A 14,774-nucleotide genomic window follows, 5' to 3' on the forward strand; every position below is an offset into this window, starting at 1 on the left:
CGCCTGAACTGGAAAACACCTCATCAGGTATTTATGCAATCATACAGCCGCGTTGCACTTCGAGATTGAATCCACCACTTCGAACCTGCCGGCCCCGATCCTTTTTTCCACTGGCGAGCCGTGAAATGGGTTGGTGAAGCCATCCCCCGGGACCGCTTCGGTCAGGACCTCCTCTATTCCTTCGGAGCATTTATGACGATCTGCCGGATCCGGCGCAACAACGCCGAGGCCCGGCTTGCCGCCATGCGCGCTGCGGGGTGGCGGGCTGAGTCGGTGGCAAGCATGGTGTCCGGAGCTGAAGCAGAGGAGGAATCAACAGACCTCGAAGAAGCAGCCAGGGACCAGATCGCCCGTCTCATCGGTATGCGATTCAAAGGCCACGGGCTGACCCGTCTGGTGGAAGGCATTCTCAGGGCTCAAGGCTATGTCACCTACCGCAGCCCGGAAGGGGCCGATGGCGGCGTGGACATTTTGGCGGGGGCCGGTCCCTTGGGTTTTGGTTCGCCGCGCCTGTGCGTGGAAGTCAAATCAGAGGCCGGGCAGATCGACAGGCCCACCGTTGACAAACTGCTGGGCGCCATGACCAAATTCGGCGCCCAGGAAGGCTTGTTTGTGTCTTGGGGTGGTTTCAAGCGAAATGTTTACCAGGAGCTCGCCCCGAGCTTTTTCCGGCTGCGGCTCTGGACCTAGAAAGAGCTTCTGAAGGCGCTTTTCGCGCATTATGACCCACTCGAGGATGACCTCAAGGCCGAGCTCCCTCTGAAGCGCATCTGGGTGGTCGCGGCCCAGGATGAGTGAATAAGAAGGAGGCAAGCTCGCGTCTCGACGAGCTCTTTACTTCCCTCCAACACCGCGCCTTCCGGGGGGGGTTGTAGGCATGCGCGGGGTCATTGCAATGTCTGCCCTGGTCACAAGGCGCACTTCCGGCCTGGCGAACGACGTTGATCCCGGAGGGGTGTGCTGAGGCGGATGAAATGAGCCAGTTCGCCTACCTCCAGCGCGAATGGCCGGCGGTGTTCGAGGCCGCCGCGAAGCTGCGGCAGGAGGTCGCCATTCCTCGTGCTTTCTGGTAGGGAAATCGTTTGCATTGCAATTATGGAATCCGATGCCATAATTGCAAGGATGATTCCACGCCGACTCCAGTCCACGCTCACTGCCGCCCTCGCCGAGGTCCCGGCGGTTGCCCTGCTGGGGCCCCGCCAGGTGGGCAAGACCACGCTGGCGCTCACGGTGGCCGCCACCCGGCCATCGCTCTATCTCGATCTCGAATCCGAGGCCGACCGCGCCAAGCTTGCCGAGCCCGAGCTCTACCTCGCGCAGCATGCGGACAAGCTCGTGATCCTCGACGAGATCCAGCGCGCACCGCAGATATTCCAGACCCTGCGCGGCCTCATCGACAGCGGCCGGCGGCGCGGACAGGGTAAGGGCAGGTTCCTCATCCTGGGCTCGGCTTCGATCGATCTGCTCAAGCAGTCGAGCGAATCGCTCGCCGGGCGCATCCGCTACCTGGAGCTTGCCCCGCTCGATGCCGGCGAGGTTGGACGCGAGCGGCTGGACGCGCTCTGGCTGCGCGGCGGCTTTCCCGAAAGCCTACTCGCGGAGAGCGATGCGGCAAGCCTGCGCTGGCGCCTGGATTTCATCCGCACGTATCTCGAGCGCGACATCCCGCAGCTCGGACCGCGCATTCCGGCCGAAACGTTGAGGCGGCTGTGGACCATGCTGGCCCATGGCCAAGGGGGCCTGCTCAACGCCGCGGCGCTCGCTCGCTCGCTCGCCGTGGACGGCAAGACGGTCGCCCGCTACCTCGACCTGCTGGTGGACCTGCTGCTGGTGCGGCGGCTTGCGCCCTGGCATGGCAACGTGCGCAAACGCCTGGTGAAGTCGCCCAAGGTGTATGTGCGCGACAGCGGCCTGGTGCATGCGCTGCTCGGCATTGCCGATGGCGAGGCGCTGCTCGCCCATCCGGTGGCGGGTGCGAGCTGGGAGGGGTTGGCGATCGAGTCGCTGATCGCGGCTGCCCCTCAGGGCACGCAGGCGTATTTCTTCCGCACCTCGGCCGGCGCGGAGATCGACCTGCTGCTCCAGCGTCCCGGCGAGCGCCGGCCGTGGGCGATCGAGATCAAGCGCGGGCTGGCGCCGAAGATCGAGCGCGGTTTTCACGCCGCCTGCGAGACGGTCAAGCCGCTGAAGCGCTGTGTCGTCTATGGGGGCGGCGAGCGCTTCCCGCTGGCCGAGGGCGTGGAGGCGTTCCCGCTCGCCGAACTGTGTGCGGAGCTCGCGTCGCCATGAGCCAGTTCGCCTTCCTCCAGCGCGAATGGCCCGCTATCTTCGAGGCCGCTGCGAAAGCCGAGGCGGCGGTACATGCCGATCCGCGCACGGCCTGCTTCTACGCCCGGCGCGCGCTGGAGCTGGCGGTGAACTGGGCCTACAAGCACGATGCGGCACTCAAGCTCCCGTACCAGGACAATCTCTGCGCGCTGATCCACGAACCGAGCTTCAAGCAGACGGCCGGCGAGGCGGTGTTCAGCAAGGCGCGGGTCATCAACACGCTCGGCAACCGCGCCGTGCACAGCCATCGCGCGGTGCCCGAGGCGGATGCGCTGGCGGCTTGCGGCGTGACCGGGCGGCCGGGCGGATGATTCCAAATCCCTGTTCGGCAATCGCGTGCGAGGAGACACGATGGCAAGGAAAAACAAAACCGCATCGCCCGGCGGGACGGGTGCCCATCTGGGTTTCGAGGCCAAACTCTGGGCCGCCGCCGACGCGCTGCGTGGCTCCATGGATGCCGCCGAGTACAAGCACGTCGTCCTGGGGCTCATCTTCCTCAAGTACATCTCCGATGTCTTCGAGGAGCAGCACGCAAAACTCGTGGCGGAAAAGGCCGAAGGTGCGGACCCCGAAGACCCGGACGAATACCGCGCCCAGAACATCTTCTGGGTGCCGCCGGAGGCACGCTGGGCGCATCTTTTGGCGCAGGCCAGGCAGCCCACCATCGGCCAGCTCGTGGATGACGCCATGGCCGCCATCGAGCGCCACAACCCGGCCTTGAAGGGCGTGCTGCCGAAGGACTACGCCCGCCCCGCACTCGACAAGCAGCGCCTGGGCCAATTGATCGACCTCATCAGCAACATCCGGGTGGGCGACGAGGAAGCCCGCGCCAAAGACGTGCTGGGGCGCGTATACGAGTATTTCCTCTCCCAGTTCGCCAGTGCCGAGGGCAAGAAGGGCGGCGAGTTCTACACCCCGCACTGCGTGGTGAGGCTGCTCGTGGAGATGATCGAACCATACCGCGGCCGCGTCTACGACCCATGTTGCGGCTCGGCGGGCATGTTCGTGCAATCGGTCGAATTCATCCGCGCCCACGCCAGCGGCAACGGCAACGGCGGCCGCGCCCGCGCCGACATCTCCATCTACGGCCAGGAGTCGAACTACACCACCTGGCGGCTGGCCAAAATGAACCTCGCCATCCGCGGCATCGAGGGCCAGATCGCCCACGGCGACACCTTCCACAACGACCGCTTTCCCGACCTCAAGGCGGATTTCATCCTCGCCAATCCGCCCTTCAACGTGAGCGATTGGGGCGGCGAACGCCTGCGCGACGACAAACGCTGGAAATACGGCGTGCCGCCCGCCGGCAACGCCAACTTCGCCTGGGTCCAGCACATCATCCACCACCTCGCGCCCACCGGCGTCGCCGGTTTCGTGCTTGCCAACGGCTCCATGTCCTCCAACCAGTCCGGCGAAGGCGAAATCCGCAAGAACATCATCGAAGCCGACCTCGTGGACTGCATGGTCGCCCTGCCCGGCCAGCTCTTCTACTCGACGCAGATCCCGGCGTGTCTGTGGTTCCTGGCGCGCGATCGCAAGAACGGCAAGTTCCGCGACCGGAGAGGCGAAATCTTGTTCATCGACGCCCGCAAGATGGGCCGCATGGTGGACCGCACCCACCGCGAACTGACCGACGAGGACATCAAGAAGATCGCCAACAGCTACCACGCCTGGCGCGGCGAGAAGGATGCCGGCGAATACGCCGATATTCCCGGCTTCTGCAAATCCGCCACGCTGGAGGAGATCCGCAAACAGGGCTACGTGCTCACCCCCGGGCGCTATGTCGGCGCGGAAGTGCGAGAGGAGGACGACGAGCCCTTCGCCGAGAAGATGGCGCGCCTGACCGCCCAATGGCGTGCCCAGCGGGACGAGGCAGCGAAGCTCGATGCGGCGATCGAGGCGAATCTGCGGGCGCTGGGGTTTTGAGCGCTGCGTTGCATATGGCCGCCAAATCGCTCCATCATAATAAACGCTCCGTTAACCAAGCGGCGCGCAAATGGCCATAAATAACGCAACCGATAACAAGAGAACCCGCGCCGGGCGCTACGTGCGCCAGCCCGCGGGCTACCGAGCCTTCATTCCGGCGCCCCTGCCGCCCTGCCGCCGGACCCCCCGCTCGACCTCGGCGGCGTCTTGCGCGACAAGCTTTCCGCCGCCGACTACGCGCTCGGCCGGCTCGGTGGGGCGGTGCTCACGCTGCCCAACCCCGATCTGTTCGTCTTCATGTACGTGCGCAAGGAGGCCGTGCTCTCCAGCCAGATCGAGGGCACCCAGTCTTCGCTGCAGAACCTGCTGGCCGCCGAGGCGCAGCTTTTCGACCCGGACACGCCCAAGGATGTGAACGAGGTGGCCAACTACGTGCGGGCCATGAATTACGGCTTGAGCCGACTGGCCGACCTGCCCGTTTCGGTGCGGCTGATCCGCGAAATCCACGCGCAGCTCATGCAGGGCGTGCGCGGCGGGCGCCTGCAACCCGGAGAGCTGCGCACCACCCAGAACTGGATCGGCCCCGCCGGTTGCACCCTGGCCGACGCGACCTTCGTACCCCCGCCGCCGCACGAGGTGCCGCAGGCGCTTTCCGATCTGGAGCGCTTCCTGCACGACGGCGGTGGCCTGCCCCCGCTGGTGCAGGTGGGCCTCGCCCACGCCCAGTTCGAGACCATCCACCCCTTCCTGGACGGCAACGGCCGCATGCGGCGGCTCTTGATCGCCTTCCTGCTCACCGAAAAACGGCTGCTGTCCAAACCTGTGCTCTACCTTTCCCACTACTTCAAGCAGCGCCGCAGCGAATATTACGAACGCCTGCAGGCCGTGCGCGACGCCGGCGACTGGGAGGGGTGGCTCGCGTTCTTTCTCGACGGCGTGATCGAGGTCAGCCAGCAGGCCACCCATACCGCCGCCGCGATCCTGCGCATGCGCGAGGACTACCGCGCCCGCATCACCGAGCATCTGGGCCGCGCCGCCGCCAACGGCCAGCGCGTGATGGACCGCCTGTTCGACCACCCCATCGTTTCGGTGGCCACCGTGCGCGAATGGCTGGGGCTCACCCCGGCCGGGGCCAACCAGATCGTCGCGAGGCTGGAAACCATCGGCCTCCTGCGCGAGATCACCGGCTACGCCCGCAACCGGCGCTTCCGCTTCGAGCCGTATGTGCGGCTGTTCGAGGAGACGGAAGAGGCGGCGGTATGACCAAGGCAGCGCGGCGGGATACAGCGATTGAGGCGAAGCTGAAGGAGGTTGGGTATGGGGGGTGAGTGGCGCTTAGAGCGGTTCGTTCAAATGGCCGTCCTTGTCCGTGACACGGTGCATCCCTCCGACGCTCCGCAGCTACCCTATATCGGCTTAGAACATATCGGTGAAGGCACACTTGGGTTGCGTGGAACGGGTATTGCCGAGGATGCTATAAGTCTAAAAGTTCGTTTCAGGGCTGGCGATGTCTTGTTCGGCAAATTACGGCCTTATTTTCGAAAGGTCATACGTGCCCCTTTTGATGGAATCTGTTCGACTGACATCTGGGTTGTTCGTCCGAAACCCGGTATCGACGCTGGTTTCCTGTTCTACGTTATGGCTTCGAGTCTATTTCTCGAACCAGTCGTTCGTGCTTCTGAAGGAACAAAAATGCCTCGGGCAAAATGGGAGTACGCCACGTCTCTTGAGCTCCCATTACCACCCCTCCCCGAACAACGCGCCATCGCCCACATCCTCGGCACGCTGGACGACAAGATCGAGCTCAACCGCAAACAGAACGAAACGCTGGAGGCGATGGCCCGCGCCTTGTTCAAGGCATGGTTCGTGGACTTCGAGCCGGTGCGCGCCAAGATGGAAGGCCGCTGGCAGCGCGGCCAGTCGCTGCCCGGCCTCCCCGCCCACCTCTACGACCTCTTCCCCGACCGGCTCGTCGAATCGGAGCTGGGGGAGATTCCGGAGGGGTGGGAGGTCAACAGCCTCGATGAGATCGCGCATTTCCTAAACGGTTTAGCGCTCCAAAAGTATCCGCCAAAGGAGGGCCGATCGCTTCCGGTCATCAAGATCGCACAGCTTCGTTCTGGTAACACGCTGGGGGCAGATCAAGCCAGTGCCGATCTGGATCCGGATTATGTCGTCGCTGACGGCGACATCCTGTTTTCGTGGTCGGGATCGCTGGAATGTGTTGTCTGGGCTGGTGGTCCAGGTGCTCTTAATCAACACCTCTTCAAAGTAACACCGAAGCGTTATCCGCGGTGGTTGTGCTATTTTGGCGTCCATGCGCACCTGGAAGAATTCCGGCACGTAGCCGCCGGCAAAGCTACAACCATGGGCCACATCCAGCGCCATCACCTGTCCGAGGCCAAGCTCGCGGTTCCCCCTTCCCCGCTTCTGGAGGTCATGGATAGGTGTGTTTCACCGATATTCGAGGCTTCTTGGAAACGGCATCTCGAATCCCGCGCCCTCGCCGCCCTGCGCGATGCGCTGCTGCCGAAGCTCATCCGCGGGGAGATTCGGGTGAAGGATGCGGAGCGGTTTTTGAAGGAGCGGGGGTTATGAATAGCCAGGGCTTTTCGGTACGCATCTTCATACCGTCCGGTAATCCCGACGGCTTGCGTATCATTGAAAAATCAAACTGGATCGGTCAGGGCTTATTTTTCCCACGTGCACTGTTCCCTGAGGCGCGCCAGCGGGATGAATTGAAACGCACGGGCGTGTATGTGCTATGGGGACCTGGAGAATCGGGGCAGCTTCTGCGGATCTACGTCGGTGAAGGCGATTCCGTTCTATCACGTTTAGACCAACACGCCAAGCAGAAAGACTTCTGGACCCACGCGGTCGTCTTCACCAGCAAGGATCAGAATCTTAACAAAGCGCATGTGAAGTACCTTGAAGCGCGCCTTGTGCAGTTGGCCGCAGACGCCAAGCGGGCTGAACTCGACAACGGCAACATCCCACAGCTTTCCACCCTTTCGGAAGCGGACAAAGCAGATGCCGAAGCGTTCCTCCAGGATATGCTGTTGTGCCTGCCGCTCCTCGGCCTAAACGTCTTCGAGAAAGCAAAGGCGCCCGGCAAAAAGTCGCGCGACCTGATACTAAGAGGCAAGGGCATAGAGGCTAGTGGGCAGGACACTGCCGAAGGGTTTGTGGTGCGCGTGGGATCTCTCGCGGCCAAGGATGAGGCCCCCTCGATCCACGACTACCTTAAAGAGCTACGACGAGCGCTATTGGCTCAAGGGATCTTTGTGGATGAAGGCACGCACTACCGGTTGACCCAAGACTACACCTTCAACTCGCCCTCTACGGCTGCGGGTGTGCTGCTGGGCCGATCCGCAAATGGCCGCGCAGAATGGAAAGACGCGCAGGGCCGCACGCTCAAAGAGATTCAAGAGGCTGAATCTGGAGAGCCATGAGCACATTAGCCAACCCCGCCTCCGTAACCTCCGCTCACGCCGCGTTGCGCGACACCCTGCTGCCCAAGCTCATCTCCGGCGAATTGCGGGTGAAAGACGCCGAGGCGTTCCTGAAAGAGCGCGGATTGTGAAAGCCGATAACCAGGTCGTGATTTACGAGGGCAGCGAGGCGCGCGTCGAGGTGCGCCTCGAGCGCGAAAGCGTCTGGCTGAGCCTTCAGCAGCTGGCGGAGCTTTTCGGGCGCGACAAGTCGGTGATCTCGCGCCACCTGAAGGCGATCTTCGCCAGCGGCGAGCTGGAGCGTGCAGCAACCGTTGCAAAAAATGCAACAGTTCAGCGAGAGGGCGAACGCGAGGTGGTGCGGGAGATCGAATACTACAACCTGGACGCCATCATCTCGGTCGGTTACCGGGTGAACTCCACGCGCGCCACGCGCTTCCGCCAGTGGGCCACGCGGGTGCTGCGCGAGCACCTCACCCGTGGGTTTTCGCTCGACCGCCAGCGCTTCGAGGAGAACGCCGCCGAACTGGAAGCCGCATTGCAGCTCGTGAAAAAAGCCGCCGCCGGCGAGGCGCTCACCGCCGATCAGGGGCGCGGGCTGGTGGCCGAATCGGATGCCAAGAACAAGGACATGATGATCCGCCTGGTGATGAACATGCTCGCGGGGCCACAGTCGTGAGCACCTTCACCGAATCCGTCGTCGAAGACGCTGCGCTGGCGTGGCTCGTCGCCGTCGGCTGGCGCATCGGCCACGGCCCCGACATCGCCCCCGACACGCCGGCCGCCGAGCGGCAGAGCTATGGCGAGGTGGTGCTGGCCCAACGCTTGCGCGATGCCCTCGCCCGATTGAACCCCGCCCTGCCTGCGGATGCGCTGGAGGAGGCTTTCCGCAGGTTCACCCGGCCCGAAGGCGCGGACTTGCTCCAGCGCAATCGCGCGCTGCATCGGCTCTTGGTGGACGGCGTGACGGTGGAATACCGCACGGCGGATGGCGGCATCCGCGGCGCGCCGGTGCGCGTGTTGGACTTCGACGACCCGGACAACAATGACTGGCTGGCGGTGAACCAGTTTGCCGTCATCGAGAACCGGCACAGCCGCCGGCCGGACATCGTGCTGTTCGTCAACGGCCTGCCGCTGGCGGTCATTGAATTGAAAAACGCCGCCGATGCGGACGCCACCATCTGGACAGCCTGGCAACAACTCCAGACCTACCAGGCCGAAATCCCGTCGCTGTTCGCGCCCAACGCGGTGCTGGTGGTATCCGACGGTCTGGAGGCGCGGGTTGGTTCGCTGGGCGCGGGCCGCGAGTGGTTCAAGCCGTGGCGGACCATTGGCGGCGAAACGGTCGCGGCCGAAACGATCCCGCAGTTGCAGGTCGTGCTGGAAGGGCTGTTCGACAAACGCCGGTTTCTCGATCTGGTGCGGGACTTCATCGTGTTCGAGGACGACGCCAGCGGTCGGCTGGTGAAGAAGGTGGCCGGCTACCACCAGTTCCACGCTGTGCGGGTAGCGGTGGAGGAAACCCTGCGGGCGGCGGCGCTCCAACGAGAAAGCCTGGCGCTGCACGAGCCGTCTTGCGGCTACGCCGCGCGCAAGCAGCCCGGCGGCCAGACCGGCGACCGGCGCATCGGCGTGGTCTGGCACACGCAGGGCAGCGGCAAGAGTCTGACGATGGCGTTTTACGCCGGGCGCATCATCCGCGAGCCGGCGATGGAAAACCCGACGATCGTGGTGCTCACCGACCGCAACGATTTGGACGACCAGCTCTTTGGGACGTTTTCCCGCTGCCAGGACCTCCTGCGCCAGCCGCCGGTGCAGGCGGAAAGCCGGGCGCACCTGCGCCAGTTGCTCTCCGTGGCGGCGGGCGGTGTGGTGTTCACCACCATCCACAAGTTTTTTCCCGAAGAGAAGGGCGACCGCCATCCGGTGCTCTCGGACCGGCGCAACATCGTGGTCATCGCCGACGAGGCGCACAGGAGCCAATACGACTTCATCGACGGCTTCGCGCGCCACATGCGCGATGCGCTGCCCAACGCCTCCTTCATCGGCTTTACCGGCACGCCCATCGAGCTTGCCGACGCCAACACGCGGGCCGTGTTCGGCGATTACATCAGCATTTACGACATTCAGCGCGCGGTCGAGGACGGCGCGACCGTGCCCATCTACTACGAAAGCCGCCTGGCCAAGCTCGACCTGCCGGACGAACTCAAGCCGCGGCTTGACGCGGAATTCGAGGAGGTGACCGAGGGCGAGGAAATCGAGCGCAAGGAACGGCTCAAGACGAAATGGGCGCAGCTCGAAGCGGTGGTCGGCGCGGAAAAGCGGCTCAAGTTGATCGCGCGGGACATCGTGGAGCACTTCGAGCGGCGGCTGGAGGCGCTCGAGGGCAAGGCAATGATCGTCTGCATGAGCCGGCGTATCTGCGTCGAGCTCTACAACGAGATCGTGCGACTGCATCCCGAATGGCACGACGGGAATGACGACAAGGGCGCAATCAAGGTGGTCATGACCGGCTCGGCTGCCGATCCCACGGACTGGCAGCCCCACATCCGCGACAAACGCCGGCGCGAGGCGTTGGCCAACCGTTTCCGCGACCCACGCGACCCCTTCCGCATCGTCATCGTGCGCGATATGTGGTTGACCGGCTTCGATTGCCCGAGCCTGCACACGATGTATGTGGATAAGCCGATGCGCGGCCACGGCCTGATGCAGGCCATCGCCCGGGTGAACCGGGTCTTCCGGGACAAACCCGGCGGGCTGGTGGTGGATTACCTGGGCCTTGCCCACGAGCTGAAGGCGGCGCTTGCCACCTACACGGAAAGCGGCGGCACGGGCCGCACGGCGTTGGATCAGGAAGAAGCCGTGGCTGTGATGCTGGAGAAATACGAGGTCTGCTGCGGCCTGTTCTATGGTTTCGACCGGTCGAAGTGGACCCACGGGACACCGCAGGAGCGGCTGGCGCTGTTGCCTGCGGCCCAGGAACACATCCTGGCGCAAGAAAACGGCAAAGAACGATTGCTTCAGGCCGTACGCGAGCTATCGAAGGCTTTTGCGCTGGCCGTGCCGCACGAGGAAGCGCTGCGCATCCGCGACGACGTGGCGTTTCTCCAAGCGGTAGCGGCGGCGCTAGTCAAGCGCGCGCCGGGTACGCCGCGCCCAGAGGAAGAGTTGGACCACGCCATCCGGCAGATCGTTTCCAAGGGCATCGCGCCGGAGGGCATGGTGGATTTGTTCGCTGCCGCTGGGTTGAAGAAGCCGGATATTTCGATCCTCTCCGACGAGTTCCTGGCCGAAGTGCGCGGGATGCCGCAGCGCAACCTGTCGGTGGAACTTCTGCGCAAGCTCCTGGAAGGCGAGATCAAGACCCGGCGGCGCAAGAACGTGGTTCAGGCGCGGTCGTTTGCCGACATGCTGGAACAGACGATTCGCCGTTACCAGAACCGCGCCATCGAGGCCGCGCAGGTGATCGAGGAACTGATCGCCCTGGCGAAAGAGATGCGGGCAGCGAGCAGCCGCGGCGAGGCGCTGGGGCTGTCCGAAGAGGAGCTTGCCTTCTACGATGCGCTGGAGACGAACGACAGCGCGGTCAAAGTGCTCGGCGAACCCACCCTGGCGCAGATTGCGCGGGAGCTGGTGGAGACCGTGCGCAGAAACGTCACCATTGACTGGACGTTGCGGGAGAACGTGCGCGCGCACCTGCGCGTGCTGGTCAAGCGCATCCTGCGCAAATACGGCTACCCGCCGGACAAGCAGGAGAAGGCGACACAGACGGTGCTGGAACAGGCGGAGCTGCTGTCGGCCGCCTGGGCCGTGGCCTGACAGCGCCCCCCGGTAAGGCCACACCAGCCTAGCGTCGCCGGCGCCACCAGATGATGCCGCCGGCGGTGAAGAAGGCGACGGGCAGCAGGATGAGGAAGCCCAGCGCGATGGCCACACTCAGGCGGCGGTCGAGGCGGGTTTCCGCATCGCGGGTGGGCCGGGGCTGGATGCTGATGAGGTTCTCGTCGCCGGCAAGCCAGTTCACCATGTTGATGCCCAGGTCCAGGTTGCCCCCATTGCCGAGGAACTGGTTGGCGAGGAAAGCACCGCTGCCCACCACGATCACGCGCTGGCTGCGGTCGTTGACCGTGCGCTCCATGGCGAGGGCGACGGTGACGGGGCCGCGGGTGTCGCGGTCCGGGTCGTAGCGCAGTTCCCCTTCCAGCTTGCCGGTTTCCACCCAGCCGCGGGGCGCCACTTCGATGAGGGGCGTGACCCGCCAGTCGCCCTGCCGTTCCGCCGCATGCATGGGGCGGGCGAAGGGGAAGACGGTGATGAGGTCGAACTGCCCCAGTACCGGATGCTGCGCGTACTGGGCGCCGAGGGCCAGGGTGGCGGGCGCGTTGAGACTGCTGGCCGCCGGGTCCACCACCACGCCGGGGGGCAGCACAAGGCCCAGATCCTCGGTGAGCGGTTGCAGGCCATGCAAGGGTTCCGGGTCGATGAGCCAGAGGAGGTTGCCGCCGCGTTGGAGCCAGGCGCGCAGTTTCTCCACTTCCGCGGGCAGCAGGTCCACCCGCGGACCGGCGATCACGACAAGGGCGGCGTTGGCGGGCACTTCCTGGGCGAGGCTCAGCCGTAAGGGGCTGATGCGAAAGCCCCGCCGCCCAAGCTGCGCGCCGAACTCGCCCAGATCGAAATTGGCGCTGCCGTCCAGCTTGCGCTCGCCATGGCCGTCCAGGTACATGACCAGCCGTTCCGTTCCGCGCTTAAGCCGCATGAGCAGATTGGTGAGGGACGATTCGTTGAGGGTGGTGAGGTGTTCGCTGCGGCCACCGTATTCCACCACCAGCTCACCTTCCATCTGAATGCCGGCGGCGCGGGCGAGCTGGGGCTCGGTGTTGGGGTCCACGAAGCGCAGGGAAAGATCCTTCTTGACCCGCTGGTAGGGGGCGAGGAAGGCGCGGATGTTGCGCGCGATGTCCCCATCCGGCGCCGCATAGGCGGTGATATGCACCGGCCCGTCGAGCTTGGCGAGCAGAGCTTGGCTGCCGGGGCTTAAGCTGTTGCGTGCATTGAGCGTCCAATCCCAGCTCGTGTGGTATTGGCGCGTGAGGGCGGCGATCAGCCCCAGAAGCGCCAAAAGAAGCACGATGAACACCCAGTGGTGGAAGGCGAGGACGAGGCGGGTCTTGCGGTCGAGTTTCATGGCTCATCCCTGCACACGCCGGGCATCGAGGCGGCGGATGGTGAGGAGCAGGAAAAGAAGGGTGAAGAGCAGAAAATAGGCGAGGTCGCGGGTGTCCACGAGACCCCGGTTGAAGCCGTCGAAATGGCGCATGAGGGAGAGATATCCCGAAAGCGCCTGGGGGTCGGCGGCTGCCGCGTCGAGCAGCCACAGGAAGAGCAGGGCGCCGAAGGCACCAAAGGCCGCCACCACTCCCTGCTGGGTGAGGCTGGAAATGAAAAGGGCCGCCGCGGCAAAGGCAGCGATGAGGAGCAAAAGCCCGAGGACGTTGGCGGCGATGAGGCCCCAGTCCAGCGGGCCACCCAGGGCCAGCGAGGCGGCCATGGTGAGGAGCAACAGCACGCCGATGGACAGAAACGCCAACAGACCGACGAATTTGCCCAGGACGATTTCGGTGAGGGACACCGGCGCGGTGAGGAGCAGCGCCAGCGTTTGCTGACGGTACTCGTCGGCGAAAAGGCGCATGCTGAGGAGAGGCACCGCCATCAGGAGCACGATGGTGGCAAAGCCGAAGGTAGTGGCCACCACCACCTCGGTGATGCCCGGCGGGTTGGCAAGCTGCCGAAGTCGCGCCAGGTTTTCCAGATATTGCTCGAGCTGGAAGAGGAAAACCCAGGCGAAAATGAGCTGCATCACCCCCAGCACCACCCAGGCAAGCGGCGAGGCGAAGAGGATTTTCAGTTCCTTGCGGGCAAGGGTGAGGATCATGGAAGTTGGCATTCCGGTTGCATCAGTGACTTCTTTCCGCGAGCTGAATCCCTCTGCAGTCGAGGAAAAGCCGCGGCGCATGCTGGCAGAAGTTCATCCATCCTGCTTGGGGGGGTCGGTTGCCGTCTCCTCCCGGGTGAGCTCGACGAAGACGTCTTCCAGCGTCGTGTGCTCGGGGCAGAGGCGGAAAAGCCCCCAGTCGTTTTCCACGGCCAGGCGGCAAAGGGTCTCCTCCACTTCGGCGCCTGGCTTAAGCCCCAGGCGGAAAAGCCCATCGCGTTGGCGCTCCACGGCGGTGATGCCCGGCAGTTCCCGCAGGGTTTCCAGCGGCGGCGGGCGCTTGCAGCCCAGGATAAGGCCGGCGGAGGTGGCCGGGTGTTTCAGCGCCTCCACCCGGTCATGGAACACCACCCGCCCGCGGTGCAGGATCAGCACGCGGTCGCACACCGCCTCCACCTCCGGCAGGATGTGGCTTGACAGGATGACGCTGTGGCGCTGCCCCAGCTCCCGGATGAGGGCGCGCACCTCCCGCATCTGGTTGGGGTCCAGCCCCGCCGTGGGCTCATCGAGGATGATCACATCGGGCTCGTGGAGGATGGCCTGGGCGATCCCCAACCGTTGCTGGTAGCCCTTGGACAGGTGGCCGATGAGGCGGCCGCCCACTTCCATCAGGCCGCAGCGCGCCTTGGCCTGCTCCCGCGCCGGGCGCAGCTTGCGCGCCGGCAGCCGGTGCAGCCGGGCGCAGAAATCCAGATATTCGTCCACCGTGAGCTCCCGGTAGAGGGGCGGGATCTCCGGCGCATAGCCGAGATGCGCCTTCGCCCGGCGGGGGCTGTCCAGAAGATCGATGCCGGCAATGCGCACTTCCCCGCTGCTCGGGGCGAGATGCCCGGTGAGCATGCGCAGGGTCGTGGACTTCCCCGCACCATTGGGGCCCAACAATCCCAGCACCTCTCCCTGGTGGAGTTCGATATCGAGGGGCCCAACCGAAAGGTGGGCGCCATAGTGGCGGGTGAGGCCATGGGCGGCGACGGTGGGCGTGGACTCGGACAGGGACATGGGTTTGCTGCTAGGATAGGCGGTCTTGAAGGGGCGGAATATACCGGATTCCGGCCGGCCTCAACAAAACCTCC

11 protein-coding genes and 1 pseudogene are annotated in these 14,774 nt (G+C 64.7%); 9 read left to right on the forward strand and 3 right to left on the reverse strand.

Translation table 11 applies throughout. The features are described from left to right. Nucleotides 1-69 precede the first annotated feature (69 nt). From K6T56_11045 to K6T56_11085, 9 genes and pseudogenes are all read left to right on the forward strand, one after another. Nucleotides 70-798, forward strand: a pseudogene (locus tag K6T56_11045) (restriction endonuclease). 324 nt (nt 799-1,122) lie between these two features. Further along, a complete protein-coding gene (locus tag K6T56_11050) occupies nt 1,123-2,289 on the forward strand; it encodes an ATP-binding protein (protein ID MCL6556887.1) in 1,167 nt (388 codons plus the stop codon). Then, nucleotides 2,286-2,639, forward strand: coding sequence for a DUF4145 domain-containing protein (locus K6T56_11055; GenBank protein ID MCL6556888.1), 354 nt, complete (start codon nt 2,286-2,288; stop codon nt 2,637-2,639). Before K6T56_11050 ends, K6T56_11055 begins: the two co-directional genes overlap by 4 nt. Nucleotides 2,640-2,679: 40 nt before the next feature. Next, the gene (locus K6T56_11060) at nt 2,680-4,254 is read left to right on the forward strand and encodes a type I restriction-modification system subunit M (protein MCL6556889.1); all 1,575 of its coding nucleotides are present in this window, start codon (nt 2,680-2,682) and stop codon (nt 4,252-4,254) included. 207 nt (nt 4,255-4,461) lie between these two features. Beyond that, nucleotides 4,462-5,517, forward strand: coding sequence for a Fic family protein (locus K6T56_11065; GenBank protein MCL6556890.1), 1,056 nt, complete (start codon nt 4,462-4,464; stop codon nt 5,515-5,517). A 90-nt stretch (nt 5,518-5,607) separates the two neighbouring features. Further along, on the forward strand, nt 5,608-6,852 hold the full coding sequence (locus tag K6T56_11070; GenBank protein MCL6556891.1) for a restriction endonuclease subunit S: 1,245 nt from the start codon (nt 5,608-5,610) through the stop codon (nt 6,850-6,852). Next, nucleotides 6,849-7,706, forward strand: a complete 858-nt coding sequence (locus K6T56_11075) for a GIY-YIG nuclease family protein (protein MCL6556892.1) — start codon at nt 6,849-6,851, stop codon at nt 7,704-7,706. Before K6T56_11070 ends, K6T56_11075 begins: the two co-directional genes overlap by 4 nt. A 127-nt stretch (nt 7,707-7,833) precedes the next feature. Then, nucleotides 7,834-8,385 carry a virulence RhuM family protein gene (locus K6T56_11080; GenBank protein ID MCL6556893.1) on the forward strand — a complete coding sequence of 184 codons (552 nt, stop codon included), beginning with the start codon at nt 7,834-7,836 and terminating at the stop codon, nt 8,383-8,385. Next, complete coding sequence (locus K6T56_11085; protein ID MCL6556894.1) at nt 8,382-11,525, forward strand: type I restriction endonuclease subunit R; 3,144 nt, start codon at nt 8,382-8,384, stop codon at nt 11,523-11,525. Before K6T56_11080 ends, K6T56_11085 begins: the two co-directional genes overlap by 4 nt. A gap of 28 nt (nt 11,526-11,553) precedes the next feature. Here K6T56_11085 and K6T56_11090 read toward each other — a convergent pair whose 3' ends face one another. From K6T56_11090 to K6T56_11100, 3 genes are all read right to left on the reverse strand, one after another. Continuing rightward, nucleotides 11,554-12,894: a GldG family protein gene (locus K6T56_11090; GenBank protein ID MCL6556895.1), complete on the reverse strand. Its 1,341-nt coding sequence runs from the start codon at nt 12,892-12,894 to the stop codon at nt 11,554-11,556. A 3-nt stretch (nt 12,895-12,897) separates the two neighbouring features. Then, on the reverse strand, nt 12,898-13,653 hold the full coding sequence (locus tag K6T56_11095) for an ABC transporter permease (protein ID MCL6556896.1): 756 nt from the start codon (nt 13,651-13,653) through the stop codon (nt 12,898-12,900). Between the two features lie 81 nt (nt 13,654-13,734). Then, entirely contained in the window at nt 13,735-14,700 is a 966-nt protein-coding gene (locus K6T56_11100; protein MCL6556897.1) for an ABC transporter ATP-binding protein, read from the reverse strand. Nucleotides 14,701-14,774 lie beyond the last annotated feature (74 nt).

It is taken from the genome of Burkholderiales bacterium (genome assembly GCA_023511995.1).
GTDB lineage: Bacteria > Pseudomonadota > Gammaproteobacteria > Burkholderiales > Thiobacteraceae > Thiobacter.

What these genes read in the sequence shown, in the direction of transcription:
- K6T56_11050 (MCL6556887.1), top strand. Translation starts at nt 1,123, where the DNA reads ATGATTCCACGCCGACTCCAGTCCACGCTCACTGCCGCCCTCGCCGAG.
- K6T56_11055 (MCL6556888.1), top strand. Translation starts at nt 2,286, where the DNA reads ATGAGCCAGTTCGCCTTCCTCCAGCGCGAATGGCCCGCTATCTTCGAG.
- K6T56_11060 (MCL6556889.1), top strand. Translation starts at nt 2,680, where the DNA reads ATGGCAAGGAAAAACAAAACCGCATCGCCCGGCGGGACGGGTGCCCAT.
- K6T56_11070 (MCL6556891.1), top strand. Translation starts at nt 5,608, where the DNA reads ATGGCCGTCCTTGTCCGTGACACGGTGCATCCCTCCGACGCTCCGCAG.
- K6T56_11075 (MCL6556892.1), top strand. Translation starts at nt 6,849, where the DNA reads ATGAATAGCCAGGGCTTTTCGGTACGCATCTTCATACCGTCCGGTAAT.
- K6T56_11090 (MCL6556895.1), bottom strand. Translation starts at nt 12,894, where the DNA reads ATGAAACTCGACCGCAAGACCCGCCTCGTCCTCGCCTTCCACCACTGG.
- K6T56_11095 (MCL6556896.1), bottom strand. Translation starts at nt 13,653, where the DNA reads ATGCCAACTTCCATGATCCTCACCCTTGCCCGCAAGGAACTGAAAATC.
- K6T56_11100 (MCL6556897.1), bottom strand. Translation starts at nt 14,700, where the DNA reads ATGTCCCTGTCCGAGTCCACGCCCACCGTCGCCGCCCATGGCCTCACC.